Consider the following 25,206-nt stretch of genomic DNA (forward strand, 5'->3'; position numbering starts at 1 on the left):
GACGTGCGAGCTTGGCCGGTCATGGTGCTGCTGCTGGGTCTGACAGCGTGCGGGGTCAACGATCCACGTGGACAAGCCGAGGAGCTCGTGCGGCCTCCGAAGCTCAGCCAGGTCAGGGCAGGGCTGCCCGCCACGGCGTCGTCAGCGCTCGCCGTCACCGATGCCCTGCCGGAGCTCGAGCACGGACCGACCGCGACCGAGGACGCCTGCGACCTCGAGCCGGGAAACTCGGGGATGTTCAGCCTCAACCGCTGGTGGGAAGTGCGGTGCAACTGGCGGACGACGCGCTACTACGGCTTCGACGGCGATTTCGCCGCCCGCACGCAGGCGTTGCACGACGCCCTGGTCGCGGCCGGGTGGTCACCGGGAAGCACCAGCGCGATGACGGCGATGGACTACTACCGCCAGTTCTACGGCCAGCTGTTGAACGGTCATCAGTACACGGCGTCGAACCTGCCAGAGGCCATCTACGACGGGCACCTCGGCAACGACCAACCGTGGACGGTGAAGGTGCAATGGGCCGAGGGCGCCGACCTGCCGTACGAATTCGGGCGAGCGACAGGCGACTTCCTGCACCGCGAGGCCACGGAGGTCGACCGCGAACAGGTCCTCCGCGGCCTCACGAGCAGGCATCGGTACGCGCTCATCGTCTCGGTGGCCACGCCCTACTTCATGGCCACTGTCGAATGAAGGGTGCTACGGCGTCAGGGCACGATTTCGAGCTGCGCCATCATGCCGATCCACGAGTGTTCGAGGAAGTGGCAGTGGTAGACGTAGCGGCCCGTGTAGCCGGTGAAGGTCGCCTGCACCTTCACGGTCTCCCCCGCCGTGATCGGGATCGTGTCCTTGAGGCCCGCGTCGCCGGGGTGGGGCGGGCCGCCGTTGCGTTCGAGCACGCGGAACTGGACGAGGTGCAGGTGGAAGTTGTGTTTGACGCCGGTGGGGTCTGAGCTCTTGATGAGCCAGGTTTCGGTGGCGCCGCGTTTGATGGTGAAGTCGACGCGGTCCATGTCGAAGACCTTGCCGTTGATCACGCCGTCGGGGCGCTCGTTGGGCTTGAAGACGTAGAACAGGTCGACCTCGCGGTCCACTGTGGACAGCGGCAGGGCCGGCAGGGGGCGCAGGGCGGCCGGCACGCGGCTGTTGTCGGTGGCGCGGCGGACCACGTCGAAGCGCAGGATCTCGCCGCCGACGGCGTCGGTCAGGGTGATCTTCGAGCCGACCGGGTACTTCGAGAAGTCGATGACGACGTCGGCGCGTTCGGCGGAGGAGAGTGTGAGTTCCTCCGCCTCCAGCGAGCTGGCGAGCAGGCCGCCGTCGGAGCCGATGCGGGTGAACTTGTCGCCGGTCAGCTTGAGCTTGAAGACGCGCTGGTTGGCGGTGTTGATGAGGCGGAAGCGGTATTTGCGGGCCGCGACCTCGAAGTAGGGCTGCGGGATGCCGTTGGCCAGGACGATCGTGCGGTTGGACGGGTCGTCGAACACCACGATGTTGCCGCTGGCGTCGAACTGGATGTCGCGCAGCATGATCGGGACGTCGTAGGCGCCGGTCGGCAGGTTCAGGCCGCGCTCGGAGTCGTCCTCGATGACGTAGGCGCCGTGCAGTCCCAAGTAGACGTGCGCGGCTTCGGTGCCGTGGCTGTGGTCGTGGTACCAGAGGGTCGCGCCCTGCTGGGTGTTCGGGTAGAGGTAGAGGCGGGTGCGGTCCGGCTCGATCAGGTCCCTGGGGTGGCCGTCGTGCTCCGGGGGCACGTGGCCGCCGTGGAGGTGGACGTTGGCGGCCTCGTCCATCTTGTTCTGGAACATGATCAGGGTCTTGCGGCCCGTCTTCGCCTTGATGGTCGGGCCGACGAACTGACCGCCGAAGCCCATCACCGGCGACTGGAGGCCCGGCAGGATCTCGGCGGTCGTACGTTCGATCGAGAGCTGATAGATCTCTTGTTTCGCTGTGGACACCAGTGGCTTGAGCACGGGCGGCACGGGCATCGGGCGTGTCCACGGCACTATTTCCGGTCTGGGACCGGAAAACGCCTTCGACTCCTGGAAAGTGGCCGGCTTGTGCTCACCGTGCGTCGGGTCTTCGTGACCCTCGGACGGTGCGAGCAGCTGCGGCACACCGAAAACGCCGGCCGCGAGTCCGCCCGCGGCGAGCACACCTCGTCTGTTGAGCATCGCTGTTCCCCTAAGCGCCCCAGGCGGATGCGATCATGAGAACGCTCCCGCGGCGGTTGGATGCGGCGGAAACCTACGCTGGGCGCTCAGGGGGAATCCCTAGTTCCGAGCCGGGCTCATATGTGCAGAGCGACCGTCTCAAGAGGCCAGTGCGGCCTTTACCGCACGAGTGCGATCGTCAGCGAGCACTTCGTCATCACCATTCTGAATCGCTTGCAGCACTTGGGAGACCACGCTCTCAGGCGAGATCTTGGGCCCGTCCTGGGCGGCTGCCATGTCGGTGTCGATGAAGCCGGCGTGCACGGCGATGACGTTGGTTCCCTGCTCCCGCAACGCTTCCCGCGTCGACTTGGTCAGCGACCAGCCCGCCGCCTTGGACGCCGCGTAACCGCGCCAGCCCGCGCGGCCGAGGAACGACAGGATGCTCAGCACGTTCACGATCGTGCCGCCGCCATTGGCTTTCAGAATGGGCGCGAACGCGTCCGTCGTGCGGACGATCCCGAAGAAGTTGACCTCGAATTCTGCCTTGATGCTGTCAACGTCCGCGCCTCCGACGAGCACGCCGGCGTTGTTGATGACGATCGAGACGTCGCCGAGCTCCTTCGCCGCGGCCTCGACGGACGCGTCGTCGGTCACGTCCAGCTGGACCGGGATGACGCCTTCGTCCACAACGGACGCCGGATTGCGCGCACCGGCGTAGACCTTCGCCCCGCGCCTGGCGAGCTCCTGGGCGAACGCACGACCCAGTCCGCGGTTGGCTCCCGTCACCAGCACCGCTGCACCGTTGAAGTCCATCGCTACCTCCTAAGTTGGCCTTTCAAACTGACCATAGCGAGGTAAGTTGGATTTGCCAACTCACTGATAGGATGGTCACATGGCACCTCGAACCTGCTCCGTGGCGAACGCGCTGGAGGTCGTCGGCGAGCGCTGGTCGCTGCTGGCGTTGCGCGAGGTCTTCTTCGGCAACACGCGCTTCGACCAGATCGCCGCGAACACCGGCGCGTCACGCGACGTGCTCGCCGCACGGCTGAAGAAGCTGGTCGCCGCCGGTGTGCTGGAGAAGCACCAGTACTCCGACCACCCGCCACGGCACGAGTACCACCTGACCGACGCGGGGCGTGCGCTGCACAACGTGTTGCTGATGCTCAAGGAGTGGGGCGACGCGTACGTGACGCAGGGGCCCCTCCCGCTCGTGTACGAGCACTCGTGCGGACACGTGCTGGAACCACGCGTCGTGTGTTCGCACTGCGGTGAGGAAGCCACGCTGGAGTCGCTGAGCCGTGCGCCGGAGTCCGCGGCGTCATGACCCCGGACCTCGACACCACAGGCCTCGCCGCACGGCTGGAGGCGCTGAGGCAGCAGATCGGCGCGACGTGGATGGTCGGGTTCGAGAACTTCGACGGCGGCCACCCGTTCATCGAGGTCTCCGAGGGGCCGGTGTACCGGCTGGTGGCCTACGAGCGCGGCAAGCGGCTGATGAGCAAGGAGACGCGGAAGCTCGACGAGATCCTGTACTGGGCGCTGTACGAGGTCACGTGGACGATGGCGTACGGCTGGGCGGTGCAGCACCCGGTGGAGGGTGAGGAGCAGCGGTTCACGGCGTTTCGCCGGCAGGACGAGCTGCTTGGCTCGCTCGACCCGCGGTGGGCGGAGCGCGCGCGGGCGTCACGACCGACCCACTAGGTTGTGCACCATGAGTGAGGACGACGAGGACGAGTTCGCCGAGGACGACGAGTTCGAGGACGAAGAAGACATCGACGACCTCTTCGCCGTCACGCCTGAACCGCGCACCGTGTGTCACCTGTGCGGCGGCGCGAGCTACATCGCCGCGCCGACGCTCGCGATCATCGGTGGTGCGCCGCGGACCGTCGACAACGGGCGTGAGTGCCCGCACTGCAACGGCGCGCGGACGTTCAACGGGCTCGTGCCGCCCCTTTAGCCCGGTTCTGGTCGTGCCAGTCCAGGAACTCGGGCACGGACAGGCGCGCCACCTCGTCGCCGATGACGTCCAGGGCGAGGTCAGAGGTCCGTTTGAAGCGCACGCAAGCCTTGCCCATGTCGAGCTTCTTGCCGGTCTCCGCCCACCTGGCGCGGAACGACTCCTCGAACTCCTCCATCACCGTGGTCAGGTAGACGGCGTAGTAGTTCTTCTGGGCCGCGAGAGCCGCGTACATGAGCGGCTTCTTGTTGTAGGTCGGGCCGCTCACCTCCAGCGGCACGGCGTAGGTGATCAGTCCCCAGTCCATGGCCTCGACGTAGCCGTCGGGGAGGTTCGCGAGGATGACGTCGCGCACAGCCTCGACCTCGGCACGCCGCTCATCAGGCAGTTCGGCGAGGTACTGGTCCACCGTGGAGGCATTGCTCTTCACCATTCGCGTACGGTAATCGCTCGTGGAGGTCCTGGCCCGAGCCGAATGGCACCAATTGCGCGACTCGCACGTCGCGCGCATGCGCCGGTTCACGGGTCCGCACCAGGAGCGGAAGCTTCGCAAAGAGAAGCACCCCGTCATGGACTTCCTCTTCACGTATTACAGCCATCGGCCCGTGCGGCTCGAACGGTGGCATCCAGGACCGGGCGTCGTCCTGGAAGACGCGGCGGAGTACCTGGAGTTTCCGCACTACAAGGCCACCGCGGACGGTGTGACGCTCGACGTCGACAGCTTCGTCGCACAGCGCGAGAAGACGCTTGAGTTCGTGCGGGCGCTGCTCACGGCCACGCTCGGCAGGCCGGCGCGGCTGGGCTGTTTCGGGCTGCACGAGTGGGCGATGGTCTACCGGCAGCAGCCCGAGGAGGTCCGGCACAACGCGTGGCCGCTCCGGCTGGGCAGCGACGGGACCGACCAGGTGGTGGAGGCGAGCCGGATCCAGTGCGGGCACTTCGACGCCTTCCGGTTCTTCACGCAGCCCGCGCGGCCGCGCAACACCCTGCAGCCCACGCGTGAGGACCAGATCGCGAACGAGCAGCCCGGGTGCTTGCACGCGAACATGGATCTGTTCAAATGGGCGTACAAGCTGGAACCCGCGACGCCTTCGGACCTGGTCGCCGATTGCTTCGAACTGGCCGCGGACGTGCGCGAGCTCGACATGCAGGCCTCCCCCTACGACCTGGCGAAACTCGGTTACGAACCGGTGCGGATCGAGTCCGCTGAGGGCCGTTCGGAGTACGTGCGCAGGCAGGCGGAGTTCGCCGAGCGGGCGCGGTCGTTGCGAGAACGGCTCGTTTTCGTTTGCCAGTCGATACTTACGGTGACTTCACTTCGCTGACCAAGTTCACCTGTTAGCGTGATTGGCTGGTCGTCGGGGGCCGCTGAGTAGTTGTGAGGGATCGATGTCTCGACACCGCAGCCTGCGGGCGAAGGTGAAGCGTGGAATCGCCAAATGGCCCGTGCTCATCGTCGTGTTCGTGGTGCTGATCGGCCTCGGCTGGCTCGCGTTGTCGTGGGCGGGCGGGGTGCTCGACCGGCGTTCCCAGGCCCTCGCCCAGAACTGCAGCGAGGGCGACTCGGTGCTCCGCGTCGCCGCGACTCCGAGCGTCGCGGAATCGGTCGCGGAGGTCGCACGCGCGTACGCCGCCACACGGCCCGTTGTGTACGACCACTGCATCGCGATCGAAGTGACTTCGGCGGACTCCTCTGCGGTGCTGGAAGGCCTCACGACGACCTGGGACGAGAACAAACTCGGCAAGCGCCCGCACGCGTGGCTCCCCGACTCGACGTTGTGGGCGAACCGGCTTTCCGCCCTGAACGCCAAACTCGTCGGCGCCGCACCCAAGTCCGTCGGAACCTCGCCGGTGCTGCTGGCCGCCCCCGAGGCGGCCGCGCCCGTGCTGAAGGACTTCCGCTGGTCGGACATGCCGGAGGTGACCGACTGGAGCAAGTTCGGCCAGTCGTGGGGACGGTTCAGCGTCGCGATGCCCGACCCGGCCGCGAACACGGCGTCCGCGCTGGCGATCCAGTCGGCGCTGGCCGGCGGCAAGGGCCCAGTGACGCCGGAGTCGCTCGGTTCGGACGCGTCGAAGGCGTCGCTGTCGAAGCTCGCCGCCGCGGTGCCGCCGGAGGTTCCGCCGACGACGCGCGACGCGTTGCGGCGCTTGGGTGACAGCGCGACGGTGAACGCGGCGGGCTTCTCCGTCACGCCGGTGTCCGAAGTGGACCTGTTCAAGCACAACACGGGCAAGGAAGCGCCGTCGAAGCCGCTCGTCGGCGTGCTGCCCGCGGGCCCGGCTCCGGTGGCGGACTTCCCTTACGTGGCACTGGGCGGCTCCGAGGTCGGCGAGGCGGAGCAGCGTTCGGCGCAGGCGTTCCGCGAGTTCATGACCGAGCCGGCGCAGCAGAAGATCCTGGCACGCGGCGGTTTGCGCGTCGAGTCCACTCAGGACCGTCCGTCACCGTCGCCCGGCGTTTCCTGGTCTCCCGTCACGGAGAACCTGGTCGCCGCCGACGCGACGACCACCCAGCAGATCTCCTCGGCCTGGACTTCCGCGGACCGCGGCGGGCAGGTCGTCACGGTGCTCGCGGACGTCTCGACGTCGATGAAACCCCGGCTGGACAAGGTGAAGGCGGCGCTGCGCGGCCAGATCGACCGGTCGGTGTCGGGGTCGTTCGGGCTGTGGGAGTTCGCGCGCGACCTCGACGGGAAGAAGCCCCACAAGCTGCTCGTCGCGACCGGGCCGGTGGCCGAGAAGCGCGAAGCGTTGCGGAAGGCCGTCGACGGGCTCAAGACCGCCGAGGGCTCGCAGCTCTACAGCGCGCTGGCGGCCTGCTACGAGGCGGCGCACGACGGGTTCGTGGCCGGGCGGGTCAACCGGGTCGTGGTGATCACCGACGGCACCTCGGACGGCGGGATCGACCTGGCGGCGCTGAAGTCGCAGCTGCACGGGACGGACGTGGCGGTCAGCTTCATCGCGATCGGGGGCGACGTGGACAAGGCGGCGCTGACGGACATCGCGCAGACCACCGGCGGGTCGGTGTCCGTGGTGGAGAACGTGGACGGGATCGAGGCGGCGCTGGGACAGGCGCTGTCGACGAAGGCGTGACGGGAACCGGGCGGTAGCGGAGCGCGTTGCTCCCGGCATGGGGGAACTTCGGATCCTGGTCGCGTCGCTGCCGTTCGCCGGGCATGTCGGCGCGCTGGCGGCGGTGTCGAACGAGCTGGTTGGGCGCGGGCACGACGTCGTGGTGCACACGGGGGCGAAGTACCGGCACAAGTTCGAGGGTGCGGAGTGGTTGCCGTGGACGCAGGCGCCGGACTTCGACGATGCGGAGCTCGCGCGAACGTTTCCGAGTGTGGGCGACGGCAAGGGCATGCGGGCGAACTTCGCCAACGTCCGGGACGTGCTGGTCGGCACCGGGGCGGCGCAGGCGAGGGACGTGCTGGAGGCCGAGTTCGATCTGGTCGTCACGGATCATCTGGCGTTCGGGGCCGCGATGGGCGCGGAGATCCGGGGCGTGCCGTGGGTGACGGTCGCGGTGACGCCGCTGGTCACCAGTCGCCCGCTCGCTCGAGTGGTGTCCCGGCTGATCGTCGACGGGATGTTCAACCGGATGCGCGCCGAGGCTGGTCTCGAGCCGAAGTCCGGCTCGCTGGAGGCCTTTTACTCCTCGGAACTCGTGCTGGCACAAGGGGTGCACGACTTGGAGACCGTGCGGGTGCCGCGGCAGGTGCGGTTCGTCGGGCGGTTGATCACGCCGCCCAGGGCGAGCGAACTGCCCGAGTGGTGGGGAGATCTCGACGGCCGGACCGTCGTGCACGTGACGCAGGGGACGCTGGAGACCGGCGCGGAGGACCTGTTGAAGCCCGCGATCGAGCAGCTCCGGGGGCATGACGTGCTGGTGGTGGCCACGACCGGCGGTGCGCCGGTGGAAACCCTCGGAGCGTTGCCGGACAACGTGCGTGCGGCGCCGTTCATCCCGCACGACCTGTTGCTGCCGCAGACCGACGTGATGGTCACCAACGGCGGGTGGGGTGGGGTGCTGGCGGCGGTGGAGGCCGGGGTGCCGATGGTCGTGGTGCCGGGGGAACTCGACAAGGCCCAGGTGGCGCGCCGGGTCGAGCTGGCGGGCGCCGGCATCGTTCGGAGGAAGCCCAGGAGGCTCGGGGAAGCCGTGGATCAGGTGCTGGCCCGGCCGGGCCACCGGGAGCGCGCCCGTGAGCTGGGAAAACAGATCACGGCGGCCGGTGGCGCGGCCAAGGCGGCGGACTTGGTCGAGGAACGGCTCGGGCAGGCTCGAATCAAGCAGCGTTGAATCAAGCAGCGTTGAAGCGGTCGGGGTCAGGGCCGGTGCGGGTGCCGTTGTCGAGTTCGGCGATCACCGTCATGTCGTCCTGGGCCAGTTCGAAGTCGAAGATGTCGATGTTCTCCTTGATCCGGTAGGGCGTGACGGACTTCGGGATCACGACGTTGCCGAGCTGAACGTGCCAGCGCAGCACGATCTGGGCCGGCGTCTTGCCGTACTTGTCGGCCAGGCCGGTGAGGTCGGGCTCACGCAGCAGTGCGCCCTGGGCCAGCGGTGACCACGCCTCGGTGACGATGCGGTGTGCACTGTGGACCTTGCGCATCTCTTCCTGCTGCAGCAACGGATGCAGCTCGATCTGGTTCACCGCGGGGACCGTCGGGAACTCGTCGAGCAGGCGCTGCAGGTGTCGCGTGTGGAAGTTGGAGACGCCGATCGCGCGGACGCGGCCGTCGGCGTAGAGCTGCTCCAGGGCGCGCCAGGTGTCCGCGTACTGGTCGCGGGACGGGACGGGCCAGTGGATGAGGTACAGGTCGAGCACGTCCCGGCGCAGGCGCCGCATGCTCTCGTCGAACGCGCGCAGCGTCGGGTCGTAGCCCTGGTCGGCGTTCCACAGCTTGGTCGTGATGAACAGGTCGGGGACGCCGGCGATCGCGTCGCCGACGCCGGACTCGTTGTGGTAGGCGGCGGCCGTGTCAATGCTGCGGTAGCCGGCTTCGATCGCGGTCGTGACCGCTCCGGCCACCTGCTCCTCCGGCACCTGGAAGACGCCGAAGCCGAGTTGCGGTATCCGAACTCCGTTGTTCAAAGAGATCAGCGGAACCATGCGGGTAGCTTCGCATCGTTGTAGACGTCCTGCATCGCCTTGATCGTGCCGATCAGTTCGCGTCTCAGTTCGGCAGGGGCGAGCACCTCCACCTCCGCGCCGAATTTGAGCAGGTCAGCGACAGCGTGCCGGGTGGATTCGGTCGGAAATCCGAACTCCTCCCCCGGCTCCGGCGCGGCCTCCCTGATGACCCGCGCCTGGTAGCCGCTGAGCAGGTACTGGGTCTTGTCGAGGCCTGCTCGCGTCATGCGGACGGTGATGCGCTCGCCGTACATGCGGGCCTCGAACTGCTCGGACCACTCGGCCCAGTACCGCGCGAGGTCGAAGTCGCGGGGTCGTTCGAAGGTGTCGGGAAGAGCGTCGAGGGCCAGCACGCGTGACACGCGGTAGGTGCGGCCGCTGCCGACGAAGTACCAGGTGCCCGCCTTCAGCACGAGGCCGTACGGGTCGACCTCGCGTTCGACGGTCTGGTTGCCCCAGCGCTGGTAGGTCATCCGCACGCGGCGCTGCTCCCAGACGGCGTCGGCGATCGTGGCGAGGTGCTCGGTGGGGTCGTCGCCGCGGAACCACGTCGGGATGTCGAGGTGGAACCGCTGCCGGATCTGCTCCGCTCGGGTCCGCAGCTCGGTCGGGAGCGCGGCCAGCAGCTTGAGCTGGGCCGCGGCGGCGACCTCCTTCAACCCGAGCTCCTCGGCGGGCCCTGGCAGCCCTGCCAGGAACAACGACTGGGCTTCCGCGCTGGTCAGGCCGGTCAGCCGGGTGCGGTAGCCGTCGATCAGCTGATAGCCGCCGGTCGGGCCGCGGTCGGCGTAGACGGGGATGCCCGCGGCTCCCAGCGACTCGATGTCGCGGTAGATCGTGCGCGGCGAGACCTCGAGCTCCTCGGCCAGTTCGTCCGCCGTCATCCGGCCCCGCGACTGCAGGAGCAGGAGGACCTGGATGAGCCGGCTGGACTTCATCCACCAAACCTGACACGAACTGTCAGGAATTGCCAGCAGAGTGGTCCGCATGAAGGCAACCGGAACCATCGAAGTGAAGAGCTGGGACGAGAACACCTGGGACGGCCGCCCCTACAAGGAGGTCGAGGGACGCAAGCTGACCGAGGCGCACGTCCAGTTCACCTACGCGGGTGACGTCACCGGGATCGGGAACTGCCGGTACCTCATGTCCTACGGCGACGACGTGGCGTGGACGACCGCTCTCGAGGAGATCACCGCGGACAACGGCACGCTGGTGCTGCGGCACGTCGGTGCCTACCGCACCGCCGTCGAGGGCACGATCGAGATCCTGGACGGCACCGGCGCCTACGCCGGGGCGCGAGGTGCGGCGACGATCGAGTGGGCGGAGGATGGCAGCGGCACCTACACCCTGGAGTACGAGGTCTGACATGACCAATGCCCCCATCTACGACGCGGCCAAGCAGCGGATCACCTCGCTGGTCGAGGGCCAGGATCCACAGACACCGGTCGCGGCGACGCCCGGCTGGTCCGTCAAGGACGTGGTGGCGCACCTCGCCGGCGGTCTGCGCGACTTCGTGGACCGCCGGTTCGACGGTGTCGAGTCCGGCGAGTGGGGCGAACGGCAGGTGCGCGACCGCAAGGACAACTCGCTGGCCGACGCCTTCGCCGAGTGGGAGGCGAACCGGGAGCTCGCCGAGCCGCTGTTCGACACCCCCATGGGGTCCGTGCTGATCTCCGAGGTGGTGGCGCACGAGCACGATCTCCGCGCGGCGCTGGGAGTTCCCGGCGACCGGGACGGCGTGGCGGTGCGGGCGGCACTCACGAAACCGTTGCAGCAGCTGGATCAGCGGATGCGGGACAACGAGGTGCCGGCGCTGCGGATCACGCTGGAGCACGGCGACCGGGTGCTCGGGCACGGGGATCCGGTCGGGACGTTGCGGACCACGTCGTTCGAACTGATGCGGGCGATCGGCGGGCGGCGGTCGGTCGACCAGATCAAGGCACTGGACTGGGACGGCGATCCGGACGTCTGGATCGCCGCGCTGGCGTTGTTCGGACGGCACCGCCCGGAGCCGTTCAGTGAGTGATTGGCTCACCGACACGCGCGACTCCTACGACACGGTCGCGGTCAGCTACACCGAGCACACACGTGAACTGCTGGACCGGCTGCCGCACGTGCGGGCCGCGCTCAGGTTGTTCGCCGAAGAGGTCGACGGACCGGTGGCGGACGTCGGCTGCGGTCCCGGCCTGGTCACCGCGCACCTGCACGCGCTCGGTGCGGACGTGTTCGGAGTGGACCTGTCGCCGGGGATGATCGAACTGGCCCGGCGCGACCATCCGGGGCTGCGGTTCGAGGTCGGGTCGATGACGGAACCGCTCGGCGACACCGTGGCCGGGATCCTCGCGTTCTGGTCGTTGATCCACATCCTGGACCACGAGGTGCCCACGGTCTTCGAGCACTTCCGCGAAGCGTTGCGCCCCAACGGGTTGCTGATGATCGGCTTCCACGTCGGGGACGAGACGCGGATGAAGACGCAGGGGTACGGCGGGCATCCGATGCGGGTGCACGTCCACCTGCGGCGGCCGGAGCGAGTGGCCGGGTGGCTGAGCGAGGCGGGGTTCACCGTCGAGGCCCAGTGGTTGCTGGGCACGGACGGGGCGATCCTGTTCGCACGGCGCGGGTGAGACCATTTGCCCGTGTCGGAAGAGCAAACGTGTCAGCGGTGCGGCGAGGCCGTCGAGCTGGACCAGGAAGACTTCGAGCTGTTCGAGCGGATGCACCCCGAGTGCTTCCACTACGCGTTCGAGCACGACCTGAACAAGCCGGGCATCGGCGTCGACGAGAACTGCGGCGACGACGCCTGCCCTTCTGCGGTATGAGAAACGGGCGCACCCCCGAGTGCGCCCGTTTCCTTTCTACCTAGATCAGCTGCCGTACGCCGAGAGCGGCGGGCAGGAGCAGACCAGGTTGCGGTCGCCCTTCGCGCCGTCGATGCGGCGGACCGGCGGCCAGATCTTCGGAGCACCGGTACCGGCCGGGTAGACGGCCTCCTCGCGGGTGTACGGGTGGTTCCACTCGCCGACGGTCACGCAGGCCGCGGTGTGCGGGGCGTTGCGCAGCGGGTTGTCCTCCACGGTCCACTCGCCGACGGCCACGCGGTCGATCTCGTGCTTGATGGCGATCATGGCGTCGATGAACCTGTCGATCTCGGCCAGGTCCTCGGACTCGGTCGGCTCGACCATCAGCGTGCCGGCGACCGGGAACGACATCGTCGGGGCGTGCAGGCCGTAGTCGGCGAGGCGCTTGGCGACGTCGTCCACCGTCACGCCGGTGGCCTTGGTGATCGGGCGCAGGTCGAGGATGCACTCGTGGGCCACGAAGCCGCCCTCGCCGGTGTAGAGGACCGGGTAGTGCTCGTCGAGGCGGCGGGCCACGTAGTTCGCGGCGGCCACGGCGGTCAGGGTCGCGCGGCGCAGGCCGTCGCCGCCCATCATGCGCACGTACGCCCACGAGATCGGCAGGATCGACGCGGAACCCCACGGGGCGCCGGAGATCGGGCCGACGCCGGTCGCCGGGCCTGCGGTGGGCTGCAGCGGGTGGTTCGGCAGGAACGGTGCGAGGTGGGACTTCACACCGATCGGGCCGACGCCGGGGCCACCGCCGCCGTGCGGGATGCAGAACGTCTTGTGCAGGTTCAGGTGGGAGACGTCCGAGCCGAACTTGCCGTAGCGCGCCAGGCCGATCAACGCGTTGAGGTTCGCGCCGTCGACGTACACCTGGCCGCCCGCGTCGTGGACCAGGCCGCAGACCTCGCTGACGGTGTCCTCGTACACGCCGTGGGTAGACGGGTAGGTGATCATGATCGCGGCGAGGTCGTCGGCGTGCTCCGCGACGGTCTCGCGCAGGTGACCCATGTCGATGTTGCCCTTGTCGTCGCACTTCACGACGACGACGCGCATGCCCGCCATGACAGCGGAAGCGGCGTTGGTGCCGTGGGCGGACGACGGGATCAGGCAGACGTCGCGGTCGGCGTTGCCGTTCGCGCGGTGGTACGCGCGGATCGCCAGCAGACCGGCGAACTCGCCCTGCGAACCGGCGTTGGGCTGCAACGACACCGCGTCGTAGCCGGTGACCTCTGCCAGCCAGGCCTCGAGGTCGGAAACGATCCGCAGCAGCCCCTTGGCGTCCTCGACGGGCGCGAACGGGTGCAGCGTCGAGAACTCCGGCCAGGTGATGGACTCCATCTCCGCGGTGGCGTTCAGCTTCATCGTGCAGGAACCGAGCGGGATCATGCTGCGGTCGAGCGCGACGTCCTTGTCCGACAACGCACGCAGGTACCGCAGCAGCGCGGTCTCCGAGCGGTGCGCGTGGAACACCGGGTGGGTCAGGTAGTCGGACGTGCGGCGCAGGTCGGCCGGGATGCCGTCCGCGGTGTCGGCGTCGATCGCGTCCACATCGGACCCGGTGACACCGAAGGCTTCCCACACCGCGACGAGGTGCGCGCGCGTGGTCTTCTCGTCGCACGCGATCGCCACGACGTCGGCGTCGACCTGACGCAGGTTGATGCCGGCCTCACGCGCCTTGGCGACGACCGCGGCGGCCTCACCGGGAACGCGCACCTGGACGGTGTCGAAGAACTCGCCGTGCACGACGTCGAGACCGGCCTCGCACAGGCCCGTGGCGAGCACGGTGGCCAGGCGGTGCACGCGGGTCGCGATCGACCGCAGGCCCTCGGGACCGTGGTAGACCGCGTACATGGAGGCGATCACGGCCAGCAGCACCTGCGCGGTGCAGATGTTCGACGTGGCCTTCTCGCGGCGGATGTGCTGCTCACGCGTCTGCAACGCCAAGCGGTAGGCCAGCGACCCGTCGGAGTCGACGGAGACACCGACGAGACGGCCGGGCAGCTGGCGCTCCAGTCCGGACCGGACGGCCATGTACCCGGCGTGCGGGCCACCGAAGCCGATCGGCACGCCGAAGCGCTGCGTGGTGCCGACGACGACGTCCGCGCCGATCTCGCCCGGCGCGCGCAGCAGCGTCAGCGCCAGCAGGTCGGCGACGACGACGGCCTGCGCGCCCGCCGCGTGGATCTCCTCGATCAGCGCGGCCTGGTCGCGCACCACACCGGACGCACCGGGGTACGACAGCAGCACGCCGTAGAAGTCGCCGCCCAGGCCGAGGCCCTCGATGCCCTGCGACAGGTCCGCGACGACGATCTCGATGCCCAGCGGCTCGGCGCGCGTCTCGATGACGGCCAGCGTCTGCGGCAGCGTGTCGGCGTCGACGACGAACTTGTTCGACTTCGAGCGACCCGCGCGGCGCACCAGGGTCATGGCCTCGGCGGCGGCGGTCGACTCGTCCAGCATGGACGCGTTCGCGACCGGCAGGCCGGTCAGGTCGCCGACCATGGTCTGGAAGTTCAGCAGCGCCTCGAGCCGGCCCTGCGAGATCTCCGGCTGGTACGGCGTGTACGCGGTGTACCAGGCGGGCGACTCCAGCACGTTGCGCAGGATGACGCCCGGCGTGACGGTGTCGTAGTAGCCGAGGCCGATCATCTGCGTCATCGGGCGGTTCTGCGACGCGAGCTCACGCAGCTCGGCCAGCGCCTCGGTCTCGGTGGCCGGCGCCGGCAGGTCGAGCACGAGGTCGCGCTCGTGGATCGACGAAGGCACCGCGCGCTGCGCCAGCTCCTCCAGCGATCCGACGCCGATGACGTCGAGGATGCGCGCGAGTTCGGCGGGGCGCGGACCGACGTGGCGGTCGGCGAACGGGATGCCGTGCTCGAGAGCGGCGAGCGGAATGCGGTCCTGCGTCATCAAACGCCTCCGGGGGTGGCTGCGGGCACACGTGTCCTGTGCCCTCCCCGCTCTGTCCGTACCCGTGACGGGCGCCTGAGAGGTTCACCCCGTTGTGAGGCGGGGCTTTCACCGTCGGCGGGACCGCAGAAAAGTCTTCAGCACACTCTTCAGCGGTCCACTTTCCAGAGGCGTCTCGCTCACGCGGTCCTGGATGCCTGAGAGGTTCCCGGGGAGGGACTTGCTCCTTCGGCGCCGGGTTTCGAAACCCCGGTCTCTCCCGCCTGAGTTCAGCGACTACCCGTGAAGAATACCCGCAGGCAGCCCAGGTAGTCCCCAGGGACGCGACCTACGTCTCACCGATCAGCACCGATCAGCCGGTCGCGCGCTCCCGCCGGCGGCGCGTCAGCTCGTCCTCCGTCATGGGAGCGATCTCCATGCCGTCCGCACGTTCGGCCGGGAACTCGTGGATCGTCCCGGAGATCTCCCGCATCGCACCGCTCACCGCGATGCCGAACACGCCCTGACCGCCCTGCAGCAGATCGACGACCTCTTCCGGTGAGGTGCACTCGTAGACGGTCGTGCCGTCCGAGAAGAGGGTGATCTTCGCCAGGTCCTGCACGCCACGGCGGCGCAGGTGGTCCACGGCGACCCTGATGTTCTGCAACGAGACGCCGGTGTCCAGCAGTCTCTTCACCACCTTCAGGACCAGGATGTCCTTGAAGGAGTAGAGCCGTTGACTCCCGGAACCGTGGGCCATCCTTATCGTCGGAGCGACGAGTCCGGTCCTGGCCCAGTAGTCGAGCTGCCGGTACGTGATTCCCGCGATCTGACACGCCGCGGGACCCCGGTAGCCGACGAGCTCGTCCGGCAGCGAGGAGTCCGGGAACAGCTCACCCTGCTGCCCGGATTCGGCCCTCACGGGCGCTTCCTCGGCCACGCCTGCCTCCCCTCGCCAACGGCCACGAAAGTCGAGGCCGTCAAGCCACCACGTCAGCTCTCACGAACCGGGTGACGTCCACTCGAGTTCGACGGTAAGACCGGCCGGAGGGCAGGTCAACGCGACGCGCGGGGAGGATCGACCCTCAACCTGAGGTGGAGAGTCACAGCGTCACCCGATGTGGGACGTTCAGGTGACGTTTAGTGATCGTTTAGCGAGCAATGCCAGCGGAAAGTAGCCCAGCCGAGCGACACACCCGTGGGTTACGCCGGTTCCAAACGAGACGGACAGCGACACGCCTATGTGTCCGCGCCCCTGAAGTCCTCCGGAGACACCGAGTCGAGGAACTCGCGGAACTTCTCGACCTCGTCCTCCTGCTCGTCCGGGATGATGAGGCCGGCCTCCGCCAGCACGGACTCCTCCGCGTGGATCGGCACCCCCACGCGCAACGCCAGCGCCACCGAGTCCGAGGGGCGCGCGGACACCCGCACGTCGCCGTCGAACACGAGTTCCGCGAAGAACGTGCCCTCCTGCAGGTCGGTGATCCGCACCTGTTCGAGGTTGCGTCCCAGCGCCCCGATGACGTCCTTCAGCAGGTCGTGGGTGAGAGGCCGAGCCGGGCGGACGCCCTGTTGCTCGAGTGCGATGGCCGTGGCTTCGACGGACCCGATCCAGATCGGCAGGTACCGCTCGCCCTCGGTTTCGCGCAGCAGAAGGATCGGCTGGTTCTGGGGCAGCTCTACCCGGACGCCCACGACGCGCATCTCACTCATCGGGTCTCGCCTCCCTCTGACTCGTTGGGGAGTACCCGGTTTCGCCTCCGAGCATCCCCCGGCGTATGCGTTCGACGCTACCCGCCAAGCGGGCCGTGTGCTCAATTGTTGCGGGCAGAACGTGATCAAGATGATTGCCGCAGGCCCGCTCTCACCAACAACGTGTGCAACGAGGTGAACAGGTCAGCCAATTCCCGAACCGTCTCGGGATCTGAGAAGGACTTCAGCACAACCACCTCGTGATCCGCTGCCGCGCGGACCGCGCGCAGTTGCTCGCGCTCGACGCCGAGTCCGGTCATCGTCCGGATCGTGCGGAGCGTCGCGAGGTCGTCGACGGTGAAACGGCCACCGGGGCCGGTGCGCAGCAGGCCGTCGCGTTCCAGCTGGGACAGCTGTTCCGCGCTGATTCCGGCCTGGGCAAGCAGATCGATCCGCGACACCGAAATGGAGTCCGCGGGAGCGGTGTCGAGCTGTTCGCGGATCACCTTGAGCGGCAGGTATCTGTCACGTTGTGCGGACAGCACGAACCGCAGCCTCTCGACGTCCGCCACGGAGAACTGGCGGTAGCCGGAGGCCGTGCGTGCCGGGCGGACCAGCCCCTCCGCTTCCAGGAAGCGGATCTTGGAGATGGTGACGTCGGGGAACTCGGGACGAAGCTGTGAGAGCACCGCCCCGATGCTGAGCACCCCGCGTTGTGGCCGCCCGGCCGTCACGCGTCAGGCTCCCGCGGAGCCTGGGCCCGTCAGGAAGACGAGACGGAACTTGCCGATCTGGACCTCGTCACCGTTCGCGAGGACGGCCTGGTCGACCGGCTCGCGGTTGACGTAGGTGCCGTTGAGGCTGCCCACGTCGATGACGACGAACTCGCCGCTCTCCCGGCGGAACTCGGCGTGGCGGCGCGAGACCGTCACGTCGTCCAGGAAGATGTCGCTGTCGGGGTGGCGCCCCGCGCTCGTCGTGTCGCGGTCCAGCAAGAACCGGGAACCGGCGTTCGGGCCGCGCTTCACCACGAGCAGCGCGGAACCGGCGGGAAGTGCGTCTACACCGGCAACGGCCGGCTCCTGGGCGGGCGCCTCGGCGCCGCCCTCCATCTCCTGGAGGAAGTCCGCCCGGAAGACGGAGGTCCGCTCCGGGGACTGCTCCGGCGGAACGCCTGGGCCGTCGTTCGTGCTCACCTGAGCTCTCCTCCTGCTGCTGGATCCGTCACTTCCGGTAAAACCTATCGCGTTCGGGTCGCCACCCTCAGCGCGGCTCCCCTTCCGGCCGAAGAGGCGGCGAAAGATCGACGTCACTCCTTCTCCACCAAGGCCTTGTAGCCCTCCGCGTCCAGCAGGCCTTCCAGCGCGTCCGCGTCGTTCAGACGGATCTCCACCATCCAGCCCTCGCCGTACGGATCGGTGTTGACCGAGTCCGGCGTCTGCACCAACGCGTCGTTGATGGCGACGACCTCACCGTCGAGCGGCGAGTAGAGGTCGGACACGCTCTTGGTCGACTCGACCTCGCCGAACGTGTCGCCGGCCGCGACCGTGTGACCGACCTCGGGCAGCTGGACGAAGACGACGTCACCGAGCTGTTCCTGGGCGTAGTCGGTGATGCCGACCCGCACGGTGTTCTCGCCCGTGCTGGCGACCCACTCGTGTTCCTCGGTGTAGCGAAGCTCCTCGGGAATCAACTGACTGCGCTCCTCGTGCTGAACCTGTATGGGGTGATCTTTTCACGCGGCCCTGTCGGGAGTGACCCGCAGGGCCAGGAAGAACTGGTAGACGTACTGAAGCGCCGACCACAGGTAGAGCGCTCCGCCCCAGACGGTGAACGCGTAGGCGATCGGCTGGGCGACCTGCGCCCACGCCGAATCGCCCTGCGCGAGCAGCAGCAGGGGGAAGGCGTACAGCAGGTTGAAGGTCGCGGCCTTGCCCAGGTACGTGACCTCGAACGGGCCCCAGCCCCGTTGCCGCAGCACCAGCAGGCAGATGCCGACGACGACCTCTCGCCCGACCAGGACGAGGGCGATCCAGAGCGGCACGATGTCCCTGATCACGAACGCCAGCAGCGTGCAGAACACGTAGAGGCGGTCGGCTGCGGGATCGAGCAGCGCGCCCAGGTTGCTCATCTGGTTGAGCCAGCGGGCGAGCTTGCCGTCGAGCCAGTCGGAGAATCCCGCGAACACGAGAATGAGCAGCGCCCAGCCGTCTTCGCGGGGTCCGAGCAACAGGTACAGGAAGAGCGGAACACCGGCCAGCCGCAACACGCTGAGCAGGTTCGGAATCGTCAGCAGGCGATCAGCCGGATCACGCACACCCGCACTCTAAACGAGTGACTGCGCAGGGGCTGCCGGATGGCGTCACGGCACGCGGTGCGACTGGTTGCGGGTGGTGCGGGCGTTCGTTTCTTTGCGGGTCGGGCTCAGGCTGTCTTGAAGAGCGTCCAGCCCCGGCGCTGCATCTCGGCACCGGTGATGGCGTGCGGACGGCCCCGGTCGTCGCGCCCCACCCAGCGAGCGCGGAAACCCTCGAGCACGTAGGCGTGACCCCGGCTCCACACCACGCTGCACGGCGTGGTGGGCAGCCCGGTCTGCATCTCTGCGGCCTGCTGCGGCTGGGTCTCCATGGCGGTTCTCATTTCAGTCCCTCCGTGACATCAGGGATGTCGCGCACCGGGGCTCCGGCGTTATCCCTGGAAACGAATTCTGTCGGACTGTGGTTCAGAACACGTGTCCTGTTTGGGTCCTTAGCGTTAACTGGATCAATCGGCGCGCCGAGCTGTTCGGACCCGAAGCTCGACAGATGGCGGGTTGCTTGCCTACGCAACCGTTCGTCGTACACCGATGACCGCACGGCGTCCGCCCGCTATCGGCAGGGCCTAATCTCACAGCGTGGAGCAGGTGAAATTCGGTGCGGAGCTCATCTCGCGGTTGATGGACCACCTCAGCTCGCAGCTCAAGGGCTGCGTGGGCGTGGGCCTCAGCGTGTGGCCGGACGGCAAGCTGCTGCGAGCCGCGGGCCGGGCAGGCGAACTGGACCAGGCGCAGCTGGACGGTGGCGAGGGACCGCTGGTCGAGGCTTCCCGCCACGAACGGCAGGTGTCCGGTCAGGTCGGCGGCGTGGACGTCGTCGCGGTGCCCGGCAGCTGGGGCGACAGCGGGCCGGTGGTGCTGACCGTCTACCTCGACCACTCGCCACGTGTCAGCGATCTGCAGGCCATCGAGGAGATCGAGCCGCTCGTCGCGACCGCGGCGGCGGTGATCGAGTTCTGCGCGGGCGAGGTCCTGCGTGCCGACCAGATGGTCCGGATGGTCCAGCACCGCCGCTACATCGAGCAGGCGAAGGGCCTGGTGATGGGAGCACGGCAGTGCGCGCCGGGCGACGCGTTCGAGCTGCTCGTGCGGACCAGTCAGAACGCCAACGTGAAGCTGCGGCACCTGGCCGCCGCACTGGTGCTCGTCGTCGGCGGGACGCTGGAGGACGGCGCCGAAGAGGTCGGGGTCGTCGAACCGCCGGAGGCCGCGTTCGACACCGCGCACAAACTGTGGACCGCCATCAAGATGTGACCGAAAACGTTTGAGCATGTCTCGGTTTGGGTAAGGACTTCTCGATCTGTCCTGTAGAGCGGCCACTCCCGTACGGTGGGGCCGCAGCGGTTGAGCCAGCAGCCGCATCGGGGCCGCTGCAGTGGCGGCTCCCCGCGTTCTGAGAGGGAGTACATCGGTGACTGTGCAGGACCCGCGTGCGGAGCAGACCATCGAGCTGTCGGTGCGACAGCCGGCGGCCGGTGTCTCGGTCCTCGCCGTTTCCGGTGAGGTCGACATGGTGTCCGCGCCGACGTTGCGCGACGCCCTGGTGAACGGCCTGGCCGACGGCGGCACCTTCGTGGTGGACATGACCGGAGTGACCTTCCTCGGTTCCGCCGGCTTGGCGGTGCTCGTGGAGGCCGCGAGGCTCGCGCCGCAACACGAGGCGGCTCTCAAGGTCGTGGCCAAGGCGCGTGCCGTGACGCGTCCGCTGGAGGCCACCGGTCTCGGTGAGGTGTTCAGCATCCACGAGTCCGTGGACGCCGCACTGAGCTAGCCGGAGTCTTGGGCTAGCAGACCGCGAGGCGGTTCCCCGCCGCTTCCAGTGCTTCGGTGACGGCGATCAGAGCATGCTCGACACCGCCTGTGTCTTCGCCGAGCCGGCTGAGGTCGACGGTCAACGGCACGCTGCCGCCACGCGCGGCCGTGATGAGTGTCCGGCGCAGTGACGGCCCAGACGACACCGGCACGTTCCCGCGCACGACGGCCACGACACCGGAGGAGGTCTCGTACACGTGCACCTCACATTCCGGCGGAGCTGCTCGTGGAACGGGCGCGGGCGCACGCGCTCTGGTGAGTCGCACGGTCGTGCCGCTCGCCGTGCGGTCGATCTCGACTTCGTCCACGCTCTCCCTCATGAGCAGGAGACCCCGGCCGCGCGTGGTGAGCGCGGGTGGCGGGACGCGCCACTGGCCGTGGTCGGTGACGTCGACGTGGACGGCGCCGTACCGGTCGATGTGCGCCATGACCTCGATGGTGCCCTCGGCAGGGCCCGGGTAGGCGTGTTCGACGGAGTTGTTGACCGCTTCGCTCACCGCGAGAACGAGATCCACCGCCTCGTCCTCGGACAGTTCGCTGTCCTCCAGCCATTCGCGCAACTGGTGCCGCACCGGCGCCACCTCGTGCGCTTCGGCGGGAAATCGGAGAGCCAGGAAGTCCTCGTGCGCCAGCACAGCTCTCCTCCCGTTGGTCCTTGCCTCAGGTGGCTTCCCTGGGCGCGATGCCAATACACGTGTGAAACGAAATCGATTCGGGTACGGCAATGACGTGCCGGCCTTCAGCAGAACGGACTACGAGGTGGGTGTGACGCAATTGTCAGGGGTCGAACTGCGGATGGCCGCGGATCCCACGCAGCTGTCCATCGTGCGCGCGGTTGCCGCGGACATCGCGATGCGACAGGACTTCGACCTCGACTCGATCGAGGACCTGAAGCTCGCGGTGGACGAGACGTGCTCGACGCTGATCACGATGGCCGCCGATGACGCGGTCCTGAGCTGCCACTTCGCGGTGGACGGCAAGGGCGCCGTGCACGTGAGAGCGAAGACCGCGGGCAAGTCCGCTGCCGGGCCCGACGAGGGCAGCTTCGGCTGGCGCGTGCTGACCGCGCTCGTGGACTCCGTGGAGACCAGTGTCGAGGAGTCCGAAGGGTTCGTGGTCCACATCGGCCTCGTGAAGTCTTCGGCAGGGGCGGTGGATGCGTGACGAGCTCGGAGGAGGCGACCAAAACCTCCCCGGAGGAGACGCCGAAACGCGAAGAGACCCCCAAGCGCTCCGGCGGTGACTACGACCACCTGGCCCCGCTGTTCGCGGAGCTCGCGGCGACCCCGGCGGGGCCGCTGCGGGAGACGCTGCGGGACCGGCTCGTCACCGAGCACCTCCCGGTCGCCCAGCACATCGCCCGCCGGTTCGGCCACCGCGGCGAACCGCACGAGGACCTGGTGCAGGTCGCGACGGTCGGCCTGATCAACGCGGTCGACCGCTTCGACCCGGACCGCGGCTCCGACTTCCTGTCGTTCGCGGTGCCGACGATCATGGGCGAGGTCCGGAAGTACTTCCGTGACTCGAGCTGGTCGGTGCGGATGCCGAGGCGGCTCAAGGAGCTGCACCTGGCGATCAACGCGGGCACCTCGCGGCTGTCGCAGTCCCTCGGCAGAGCACCGACACCGTCGGAGCTGGCCGAGCACCTGGGACTGTCGCGCGAAGAGGTCCACGAAGGACTCGCGGCCGGAAACGCTTACCAGAGCGCGTCTTTGGACGACATGCTGATGTCGGAGGACTCGTCGATCTCGCTGGGTTCGACCATCGGCGAGGAAGACCCCGAGATCGCGATGATCGAGCAGCGGGAGGCTCTCCACCCGTTGCTGCAGAAGCTCCCCGAGCGGGAGCGGAAGATCGTCATCATGCGGTTCTTCGGCAACATGACGCAGACGCAGATCGCGCAGAAGGTGGGGATCTCGCAGATGCACGTCTCGCGGCTGCTCGCGAAGACGCTGCGTCAGCTGAGAGACGTGCTGGAGGAGTGATTTCGTGAGTGGTTTTGGTCGCCGCGCTCGTCGCCGATGCGGCCAAAACCACTCACGTCGCCCAACCTGATCACGCTGCTGGGATCACGCCGCTAGGACGCGACCCGCACCCGGCGCCGGGTGGCGGCGATGATCTGACGCCGTTCGTCCTCTCCCATGCCGCCCCACACGCCGTACGGTTCCTGAGCGTCGAGGGCGTGCTCGCGGCACTGCGCCAGCACGGGGCAGGTCGCACAGATCGCCTTGGCCTTCTCCTCCCGAGCAGCTCGCGCGTAACCGCGCTCGTTGTCGGGGTGGAAGAAGACCGCGCTGTTCTGGCCGCGGCACAGCCCTTCCATCTGCCAGTCCCATACCTCGGTCACCGGCCTGGGCAAACGGGTGGTGCAGGTCATCGCGACTCCCTATGGCTGGGCGGAAGAGTTGCGATCACTGCGTACCCGTGGTCTGACCAGGGGTAAACCTGTTAGAGCCGTTCGGGTGCCCCAATACCCAGCAGGGACAACCCCAGCGTGAGCACCCGCGACGTGAGCGTGAGCAGGTGCAACCGCGAGTCCTGCAACTCCTGGCTCTCCGCCGTGGCCACCGGGCAGTTGTTGTAGAACGTCGAGAACGCCGTGGCCGTCTCGAACAGGTAGTTCGTGAGCTTGTGCGGCGCCAGCTCGTCGATGGCCGCCTGAACGGCCACAGGCAGCTGCAGCAGCTTCAACGCCAGGTCCCGCTCAGCCGCCTCCTGCAACACCAACGGCGCGTCAGCGGGAGCCTCACGCCCCACCTTGCGCCCGATGGACAGGATCCGGGCATTCGCGTACTGGATGTACACCGACGTGTCACCAGTGGTCGCGAGCATCTTCTCCCAGGTGAAGACGTAGTCCTTCTCCCGGTCGTTGGAAAGATCCGCGTACTTGACCGCACCCAGCCCGATCGTCCTGGCGAGCGCGTCCTTCTCCGCACCCTCCACTTCGGACGTTTCGGGCATCACCTTGTACGAGTTCTCCACGGCCTCGTTCAACAGGTCGATCAACTTGATCGTCCCGCCGGCCCGCGTCCGAATCGTCTTGCCGTCAGACCCCAGAATCGTGCCGAACCCGGTGTGCACCGCCGTGTGCGCGTCATCCAGCCACCCGGCCTGCTTGGACGTCGCGAAAATCATCTGGAAGTGCTGAGCCTGAGGCGACCCGACCACATAAATCAGCCGATCGACCTTGCGCTCCCGCACCCAGTACCGAGCCGTCGCAAAGTCCGTCGTGGCGTACCCGTACCCACCATCACTCTTCCGAATGATGAGCGGCAGCCGATCCCCTTCCCGGTTCGTGAACCCGGGCGGAAACACACAGAGCGCGCCGTCGCTGGTCTCGACCAGCCCCTTCTGCTGCAACTCGGTGATCGTGTCCGCCAGATACGGGTTGTAAAAGCTCTCCCCGTAATTGTCTTCAGCCGTCAGCCCGATCCCCAACAGCTCGTACACCTGGTTGAAGTGCCGCTGCGACTCCCCCACCAGCTCATGCCACAACTTGAGCGTGGTCTCGTCCCCACCCTGCAACAACACAACCCGCCGCCGAGCCCGGTCCGCGAACTCCGGATCAGCGTCGAACTTGGCCCGAGCCTGCTGGTAGAACGCGTTGAGGTCACCGATCTGATGCTCGGCCCCGTGACCTTCATCCGTCAGATGCTCGATCAGCATCCCGAACGGCGTACCCCAGTCACCAAGATGGTTGTGCGGAATGACCTCATGCCCGGCAAACGTCAGCAACTTGCAGAACGCGTCACCGATGATCGTCGACCGAAGATGCCCAACATGCATCTCCTTGGCCACGTTGGGACTGCTGTAGTCAATCGCGATCCGCTGAGGCTTCTCGACAACAGGCACCCCGACCCGCTCATCCCCGAGCAGCTTCGCGGCCTCGACCTCCAGCCACTCCCGCTTCAACCGAAGGTTGATGAACCCAGGCCCCGCGATCTCCGATGCCTCCACAACATCGGCCGCATCCAGGTGCTCAACGATCAGCGACGCAACCTCACGAGGGTTCTTCCCAACCTTCTTCGCAAGACTCATCGCCACATTGCACTGATAGTCGACACCGTCGCGGTTGGACGGTCGGATCAGCGCTTCCTCGGCGGTGATGTCCACGTCCAACGCGTCGCGCAACGCAAGCGCGACCCGCTGGCCCAGCTCAAGCCCGACATCTCCACGCAGCACTGAACCCACCTCTCACCACAACAAGTTCACCCAAGTATTTCACCCAACACCAAACCCAATGCACCCCAGCCTCCACGCCGATGCCGCAGGCGAGGCGACCCGATGGCGAAGCCGAGGCGTCCTTGGCTTGTAACAGCGTGCCGGGCGGGTCCCCGTCACGAGTCGTGCCTCAGCACTTGCTGCAACCAGGCAGGGGTGTCAACTCGACCCGCTTTTCGTC

31 protein-coding genes and 2 riboswitches are annotated in these 25,206 nt (G+C 67.8%); of the genes, 15 read left to right on the forward strand and 16 right to left on the reverse strand.

Annotation, left to right across the window (positions count from 1 at the left end):
• Nucleotides 1-3: 3 nt before the first annotated feature.
• Complete coding sequence (locus tag ACWGE0_RS15980; RefSeq protein WP_452261638.1) at nt 4-690, forward strand: hypothetical protein; 687 nt, start codon at nt 4-6, stop codon at nt 688-690.
• 14 nt (nt 691-704) lie between these two features.
• Here ACWGE0_RS15980 and ACWGE0_RS15985 read toward each other — a convergent pair whose 3' ends face one another.
• On the reverse strand, nt 705-2,171 hold the full coding sequence (locus ACWGE0_RS15985; protein ID WP_452261639.1) for a multicopper oxidase family protein: 1,467 nt from the start codon (nt 2,169-2,171) through the stop codon (nt 705-707).
• Nucleotides 2,172-2,309: 138 nt separating this feature from the next.
• Nucleotides 2,310-2,966 carry an SDR family oxidoreductase gene (locus tag ACWGE0_RS15990; RefSeq protein ID WP_452261640.1) on the reverse strand — a complete coding sequence of 219 codons (657 nt, stop codon included), beginning with the start codon at nt 2,964-2,966 and terminating at the stop codon, nt 2,310-2,312.
• A 79-nt stretch (nt 2,967-3,045) separates the two neighbouring features.
• Here ACWGE0_RS15990 and ACWGE0_RS15995 point away from each other — a divergent pair, with 79 nt between their 5' ends.
• Genes ACWGE0_RS15995 through ACWGE0_RS16005 form a run of 3 tightly spaced genes read left to right on the forward strand, consistent with a single transcriptional unit; the run spans nt 3,046 to nt 4,110 of the window.
• Complete coding sequence (locus ACWGE0_RS15995; RefSeq protein ID WP_452261641.1) at nt 3,046-3,477, forward strand: winged helix-turn-helix transcriptional regulator; 432 nt, start codon at nt 3,046-3,048, stop codon at nt 3,475-3,477.
• Nucleotides 3,474-3,854, forward strand: a complete 381-nt coding sequence (locus tag ACWGE0_RS16000; RefSeq protein ID WP_452261642.1) for an Imm63 family immunity protein — start codon at nt 3,474-3,476, stop codon at nt 3,852-3,854. The genes ACWGE0_RS15995 and ACWGE0_RS16000 overlap by 4 nt, the downstream gene beginning before the upstream one ends.
• 10 nt (nt 3,855-3,864) lie before the next feature.
• Complete coding sequence (locus tag ACWGE0_RS16005; RefSeq protein ID WP_452261643.1) at nt 3,865-4,110, forward strand: hypothetical protein; 246 nt, start codon at nt 3,865-3,867, stop codon at nt 4,108-4,110.
• On the opposite strand, the gene ACWGE0_RS16010 is transcribed toward ACWGE0_RS16005, so the two are convergent.
• Complete coding sequence (locus ACWGE0_RS16010; protein WP_452261644.1) at nt 4,085-4,543, reverse strand: DUF1801 domain-containing protein; 459 nt, start codon at nt 4,541-4,543, stop codon at nt 4,085-4,087. The genes ACWGE0_RS16005 and ACWGE0_RS16010 overlap by 26 nt on opposite strands.
• 76 nt (nt 4,544-4,619) lie before the next feature.
• Between ACWGE0_RS16010 and ACWGE0_RS16015 the strand changes: the two genes are divergently transcribed.
• The 3 genes from ACWGE0_RS16015 to ACWGE0_RS16025 all read left to right on the forward strand — a co-directional run bounded on the left by ACWGE0_RS16015 (nt 4,620) and on the right by ACWGE0_RS16025 (nt 8,416).
• Complete coding sequence (locus ACWGE0_RS16015) at nt 4,620-5,435, forward strand: 3-methyladenine DNA glycosylase (RefSeq protein WP_452261671.1); 816 nt, start codon at nt 4,620-4,622, stop codon at nt 5,433-5,435.
• Nucleotides 5,436-5,499: 64 nt separating this feature from the next.
• On the forward strand, nt 5,500-7,206 hold the full coding sequence (locus ACWGE0_RS16020) for a substrate-binding domain-containing protein (protein ID WP_452261645.1): 1,707 nt from the start codon (nt 5,500-5,502) through the stop codon (nt 7,204-7,206).
• A gap of 37 nt (nt 7,207-7,243) precedes the next feature.
• Entirely contained in the window at nt 7,244-8,416 is a 1,173-nt protein-coding gene (locus tag ACWGE0_RS16025; protein WP_452261646.1) for a glycosyltransferase, read from the forward strand.
• A 1-nt stretch (nt 8,417) separates the two neighbouring features.
• Here ACWGE0_RS16025 and ACWGE0_RS16030 read toward each other — a convergent pair whose 3' ends face one another.
• Together ACWGE0_RS16030 and ACWGE0_RS16035 are read right to left on the reverse strand one after the other, a co-directional pair.
• Nucleotides 8,418-9,230 carry an aldo/keto reductase gene (locus ACWGE0_RS16030; RefSeq protein ID WP_452261647.1) on the reverse strand — a complete coding sequence of 271 codons (813 nt, stop codon included), beginning with the start codon at nt 9,228-9,230 and terminating at the stop codon, nt 8,418-8,420.
• A complete protein-coding gene (locus ACWGE0_RS16035) occupies nt 9,218-10,189 on the reverse strand; it encodes a helix-turn-helix transcriptional regulator (RefSeq protein WP_452261648.1) in 972 nt (323 codons plus the stop codon). The genes ACWGE0_RS16030 and ACWGE0_RS16035 overlap by 13 nt, the downstream gene beginning before the upstream one ends.
• 49 nt (nt 10,190-10,238) lie before the next feature.
• Here ACWGE0_RS16035 and ACWGE0_RS16040 point away from each other — a divergent pair, with 49 nt between their 5' ends.
• The 4 genes from ACWGE0_RS16040 to ACWGE0_RS16055 are packed head-to-tail and all read left to right on the forward strand — an operon-like array spanning nt 10,239 to nt 12,070.
• Nucleotides 10,239-10,616, forward strand: a complete 378-nt coding sequence (locus ACWGE0_RS16040) for a DUF3224 domain-containing protein (RefSeq protein WP_452261649.1) — start codon at nt 10,239-10,241, stop codon at nt 10,614-10,616.
• Between the two features lies 1 nt (nt 10,617).
• Nucleotides 10,618-11,277, forward strand: a complete 660-nt coding sequence (locus ACWGE0_RS16045; RefSeq protein WP_452261650.1) for a maleylpyruvate isomerase family mycothiol-dependent enzyme — start codon at nt 10,618-10,620, stop codon at nt 11,275-11,277.
• The gene (locus ACWGE0_RS16050; RefSeq protein WP_452261651.1) at nt 11,270-11,875 is read left to right on the forward strand and encodes a class I SAM-dependent DNA methyltransferase; all 606 of its coding nucleotides are present in this window, start codon (nt 11,270-11,272) and stop codon (nt 11,873-11,875) included. Before ACWGE0_RS16045 ends, ACWGE0_RS16050 begins: the two co-directional genes overlap by 8 nt.
• Before the next feature lie 12 nt (nt 11,876-11,887).
• On the forward strand, nt 11,888-12,070 hold the full coding sequence (locus ACWGE0_RS16055) for a hypothetical protein (RefSeq protein ID WP_452261652.1): 183 nt from the start codon (nt 11,888-11,890) through the stop codon (nt 12,068-12,070).
• Nucleotides 12,071-12,115: 45 nt separating this feature from the next.
• Here the strand turns inward: ACWGE0_RS16055 and gcvP are convergent, their stop codons facing one another.
• The 8 genes from gcvP to ACWGE0_RS16095 all read right to left on the reverse strand — a co-directional run bounded on the left by gcvP (nt 12,116) and on the right by ACWGE0_RS16095 (nt 19,318).
• On the reverse strand, nt 12,116-15,007 hold the full coding sequence (gene gcvP, locus ACWGE0_RS16060; protein WP_452261653.1) for an aminomethyl-transferring glycine dehydrogenase: 2,892 nt from the start codon (nt 15,005-15,007) through the stop codon (nt 12,116-12,118).
• 50 nt (nt 15,008-15,057) lie between these two features.
• Nucleotides 15,058-15,177, reverse strand: a riboswitch (glycine riboswitch).
• A gap of 4 nt (nt 15,178-15,181) precedes the next feature.
• Nucleotides 15,182-15,279, reverse strand: a riboswitch (glycine riboswitch).
• Between the two features lie 80 nt (nt 15,280-15,359).
• Nucleotides 15,360-15,926: a MerR family transcriptional regulator gene (locus tag ACWGE0_RS16065; protein ID WP_086667674.1), complete on the reverse strand. Its 567-nt coding sequence runs from the start codon at nt 15,924-15,926 to the stop codon at nt 15,360-15,362.
• Between the two features lie 299 nt (nt 15,927-16,225).
• A complete protein-coding gene (locus ACWGE0_RS16070; protein ID WP_030468959.1) occupies nt 16,226-16,699 on the reverse strand; it encodes a bifunctional nuclease family protein in 474 nt (157 codons plus the stop codon).
• A gap of 125 nt (nt 16,700-16,824) precedes the next feature.
• Nucleotides 16,825-17,412: a MerR family transcriptional regulator gene (locus ACWGE0_RS16075; RefSeq protein WP_452261654.1), complete on the reverse strand. Its 588-nt coding sequence runs from the start codon at nt 17,410-17,412 to the stop codon at nt 16,825-16,827.
• Between the two features lie 3 nt (nt 17,413-17,415).
• Nucleotides 17,416-17,874 (reverse strand): glycogen accumulation regulator GarA, encoded by a 459-nt coding sequence (garA, locus tag ACWGE0_RS16080; protein ID WP_030476302.1) that lies wholly within the window; start codon nt 17,872-17,874, stop codon nt 17,416-17,418.
• A 113-nt stretch (nt 17,875-17,987) separates the two neighbouring features.
• Nucleotides 17,988-18,371, reverse strand: coding sequence for a glycine cleavage system protein GcvH (gcvH, locus tag ACWGE0_RS16085; RefSeq protein WP_319972194.1), 384 nt, complete (start codon nt 18,369-18,371; stop codon nt 17,988-17,990).
• A 42-nt stretch (nt 18,372-18,413) separates the two neighbouring features.
• Entirely contained in the window at nt 18,414-18,995 is a 582-nt protein-coding gene (locus ACWGE0_RS16090; protein ID WP_452261655.1) for a CDP-alcohol phosphatidyltransferase family protein, read from the reverse strand.
• Between the two features lie 107 nt (nt 18,996-19,102).
• Nucleotides 19,103-19,318, reverse strand: a complete 216-nt coding sequence (locus tag ACWGE0_RS16095) for a hypothetical protein (RefSeq protein ID WP_319972196.1) — start codon at nt 19,316-19,318, stop codon at nt 19,103-19,105.
• A 253-nt stretch (nt 19,319-19,571) separates the two neighbouring features.
• Here ACWGE0_RS16095 and ACWGE0_RS16100 point away from each other — a divergent pair, with 253 nt between their 5' ends.
• Together ACWGE0_RS16100 and ACWGE0_RS16105 are read left to right on the forward strand one after the other, a co-directional pair.
• Complete coding sequence (locus tag ACWGE0_RS16100) at nt 19,572-20,246, forward strand: ANTAR domain-containing protein (RefSeq protein WP_452261656.1); 675 nt, start codon at nt 19,572-19,574, stop codon at nt 20,244-20,246.
• Between the two features lie 157 nt (nt 20,247-20,403).
• A complete protein-coding gene (locus ACWGE0_RS16105; RefSeq protein WP_319972198.1) occupies nt 20,404-20,763 on the forward strand; it encodes an STAS domain-containing protein in 360 nt (119 codons plus the stop codon).
• A gap of 13 nt (nt 20,764-20,776) precedes the next feature.
• Here the strand turns inward: ACWGE0_RS16105 and ACWGE0_RS16110 are convergent, their stop codons facing one another.
• On the reverse strand, nt 20,777-21,439 hold the full coding sequence (locus ACWGE0_RS16110; RefSeq protein WP_452261657.1) for an ATP-binding protein: 663 nt from the start codon (nt 21,437-21,439) through the stop codon (nt 20,777-20,779).
• Between the two features lie 130 nt (nt 21,440-21,569).
• Between ACWGE0_RS16110 and ACWGE0_RS16115 the strand changes: the two genes are divergently transcribed.
• On the forward strand, nt 21,570-21,968 hold the full coding sequence (locus ACWGE0_RS16115) for an ATP-binding protein (protein ID WP_452261658.1): 399 nt from the start codon (nt 21,570-21,572) through the stop codon (nt 21,966-21,968).
• A gap of 89 nt (nt 21,969-22,057) precedes the next feature.
• Nucleotides 22,058-22,789 (forward strand): SigB/SigF/SigG family RNA polymerase sigma factor, encoded by a 732-nt coding sequence (locus ACWGE0_RS16120; protein WP_452261672.1) that lies wholly within the window; start codon nt 22,058-22,060, stop codon nt 22,787-22,789.
• A gap of 92 nt (nt 22,790-22,881) precedes the next feature.
• Here ACWGE0_RS16120 and ACWGE0_RS16125 read toward each other — a convergent pair whose 3' ends face one another.
• Both ACWGE0_RS16125 and argS read right to left on the reverse strand, forming a co-directional pair.
• Nucleotides 22,882-23,181, reverse strand: coding sequence for a WhiB family transcriptional regulator (locus ACWGE0_RS16125; RefSeq protein WP_452261659.1), 300 nt, complete (start codon nt 23,179-23,181; stop codon nt 22,882-22,884).
• A gap of 71 nt (nt 23,182-23,252) precedes the next feature.
• Nucleotides 23,253-24,986, reverse strand: coding sequence for an arginine--tRNA ligase (gene argS, locus ACWGE0_RS16130; RefSeq protein ID WP_452261660.1), 1,734 nt, complete (start codon nt 24,984-24,986; stop codon nt 23,253-23,255).
• Nucleotides 24,987-25,206 lie beyond the last annotated feature (220 nt).

The sequence above is a fragment of the Lentzea sp. NPDC054927 genome, assembly GCF_053610285.1.

Bases quoted from the DNA above. Each gene is read 5' to 3' on its own strand.
- ACWGE0_RS16005 (WP_452261643.1), top strand. From the start codon at position 3,865: ATGAGTGAGGACGACGAGGACGAGTTCGCCGAGGACGACGAGTTCGAG.
- ACWGE0_RS16095 (WP_319972196.1), bottom strand. From the start codon at position 19,318: ATGAGAACCGCCATGGAGACCCAGCCGCAGCAGGCCGCAGAGATGCAG.
- ACWGE0_RS16035 (WP_452261648.1), bottom strand. From the start codon at position 10,189: ATGAAGTCCAGCCGGCTCATCCAGGTCCTCCTGCTCCTGCAGTCGCGG.
- ACWGE0_RS16070 (WP_030468959.1), bottom strand. From the start codon at position 16,699: ATGAGTGAGATGCGCGTCGTGGGCGTCCGGGTAGAGCTGCCCCAGAAC.
- ACWGE0_RS16015 (WP_452261671.1), top strand. From the start codon at position 4,620: ATGCGCCGGTTCACGGGTCCGCACCAGGAGCGGAAGCTTCGCAAAGAG.
- ACWGE0_RS16010 (WP_452261644.1), bottom strand. From the start codon at position 4,543: ATGGTGAAGAGCAATGCCTCCACGGTGGACCAGTACCTCGCCGAACTG.
- ACWGE0_RS16025 (WP_452261646.1), top strand. From the start codon at position 7,244: ATGGGGGAACTTCGGATCCTGGTCGCGTCGCTGCCGTTCGCCGGGCAT.
- ACWGE0_RS15995 (WP_452261641.1), top strand. From the start codon at position 3,046: ATGGCACCTCGAACCTGCTCCGTGGCGAACGCGCTGGAGGTCGTCGGC.
- ACWGE0_RS16030 (WP_452261647.1), bottom strand. From the start codon at position 9,230: ATGGTTCCGCTGATCTCTTTGAACAACGGAGTTCGGATACCGCAACTC.
- ACWGE0_RS16040 (WP_452261649.1), top strand. From the start codon at position 10,239: ATGAAGGCAACCGGAACCATCGAAGTGAAGAGCTGGGACGAGAACACC.
- gcvP (WP_452261653.1), bottom strand. From the start codon at position 15,007: ATGACGCAGGACCGCATTCCGCTCGCCGCTCTCGAGCACGGCATCCCG.
- ACWGE0_RS15985 (WP_452261639.1), bottom strand. From the start codon at position 2,171: ATGCTCAACAGACGAGGTGTGCTCGCCGCGGGCGGACTCGCGGCCGGC.
- ACWGE0_RS16020 (WP_452261645.1), top strand. From the start codon at position 5,500: ATGTCTCGACACCGCAGCCTGCGGGCGAAGGTGAAGCGTGGAATCGCC.
- ACWGE0_RS16045 (WP_452261650.1), top strand. From the start codon at position 10,618: ATGACCAATGCCCCCATCTACGACGCGGCCAAGCAGCGGATCACCTCG.
- ACWGE0_RS16000 (WP_452261642.1), top strand. From the start codon at position 3,474: ATGACCCCGGACCTCGACACCACAGGCCTCGCCGCACGGCTGGAGGCG.
- ACWGE0_RS16125 (WP_452261659.1), bottom strand. From the start codon at position 23,181: ATGACCTGCACCACCCGTTTGCCCAGGCCGGTGACCGAGGTATGGGAC.
- ACWGE0_RS15990 (WP_452261640.1), bottom strand. From the start codon at position 2,966: ATGGACTTCAACGGTGCAGCGGTGCTGGTGACGGGAGCCAACCGCGGA.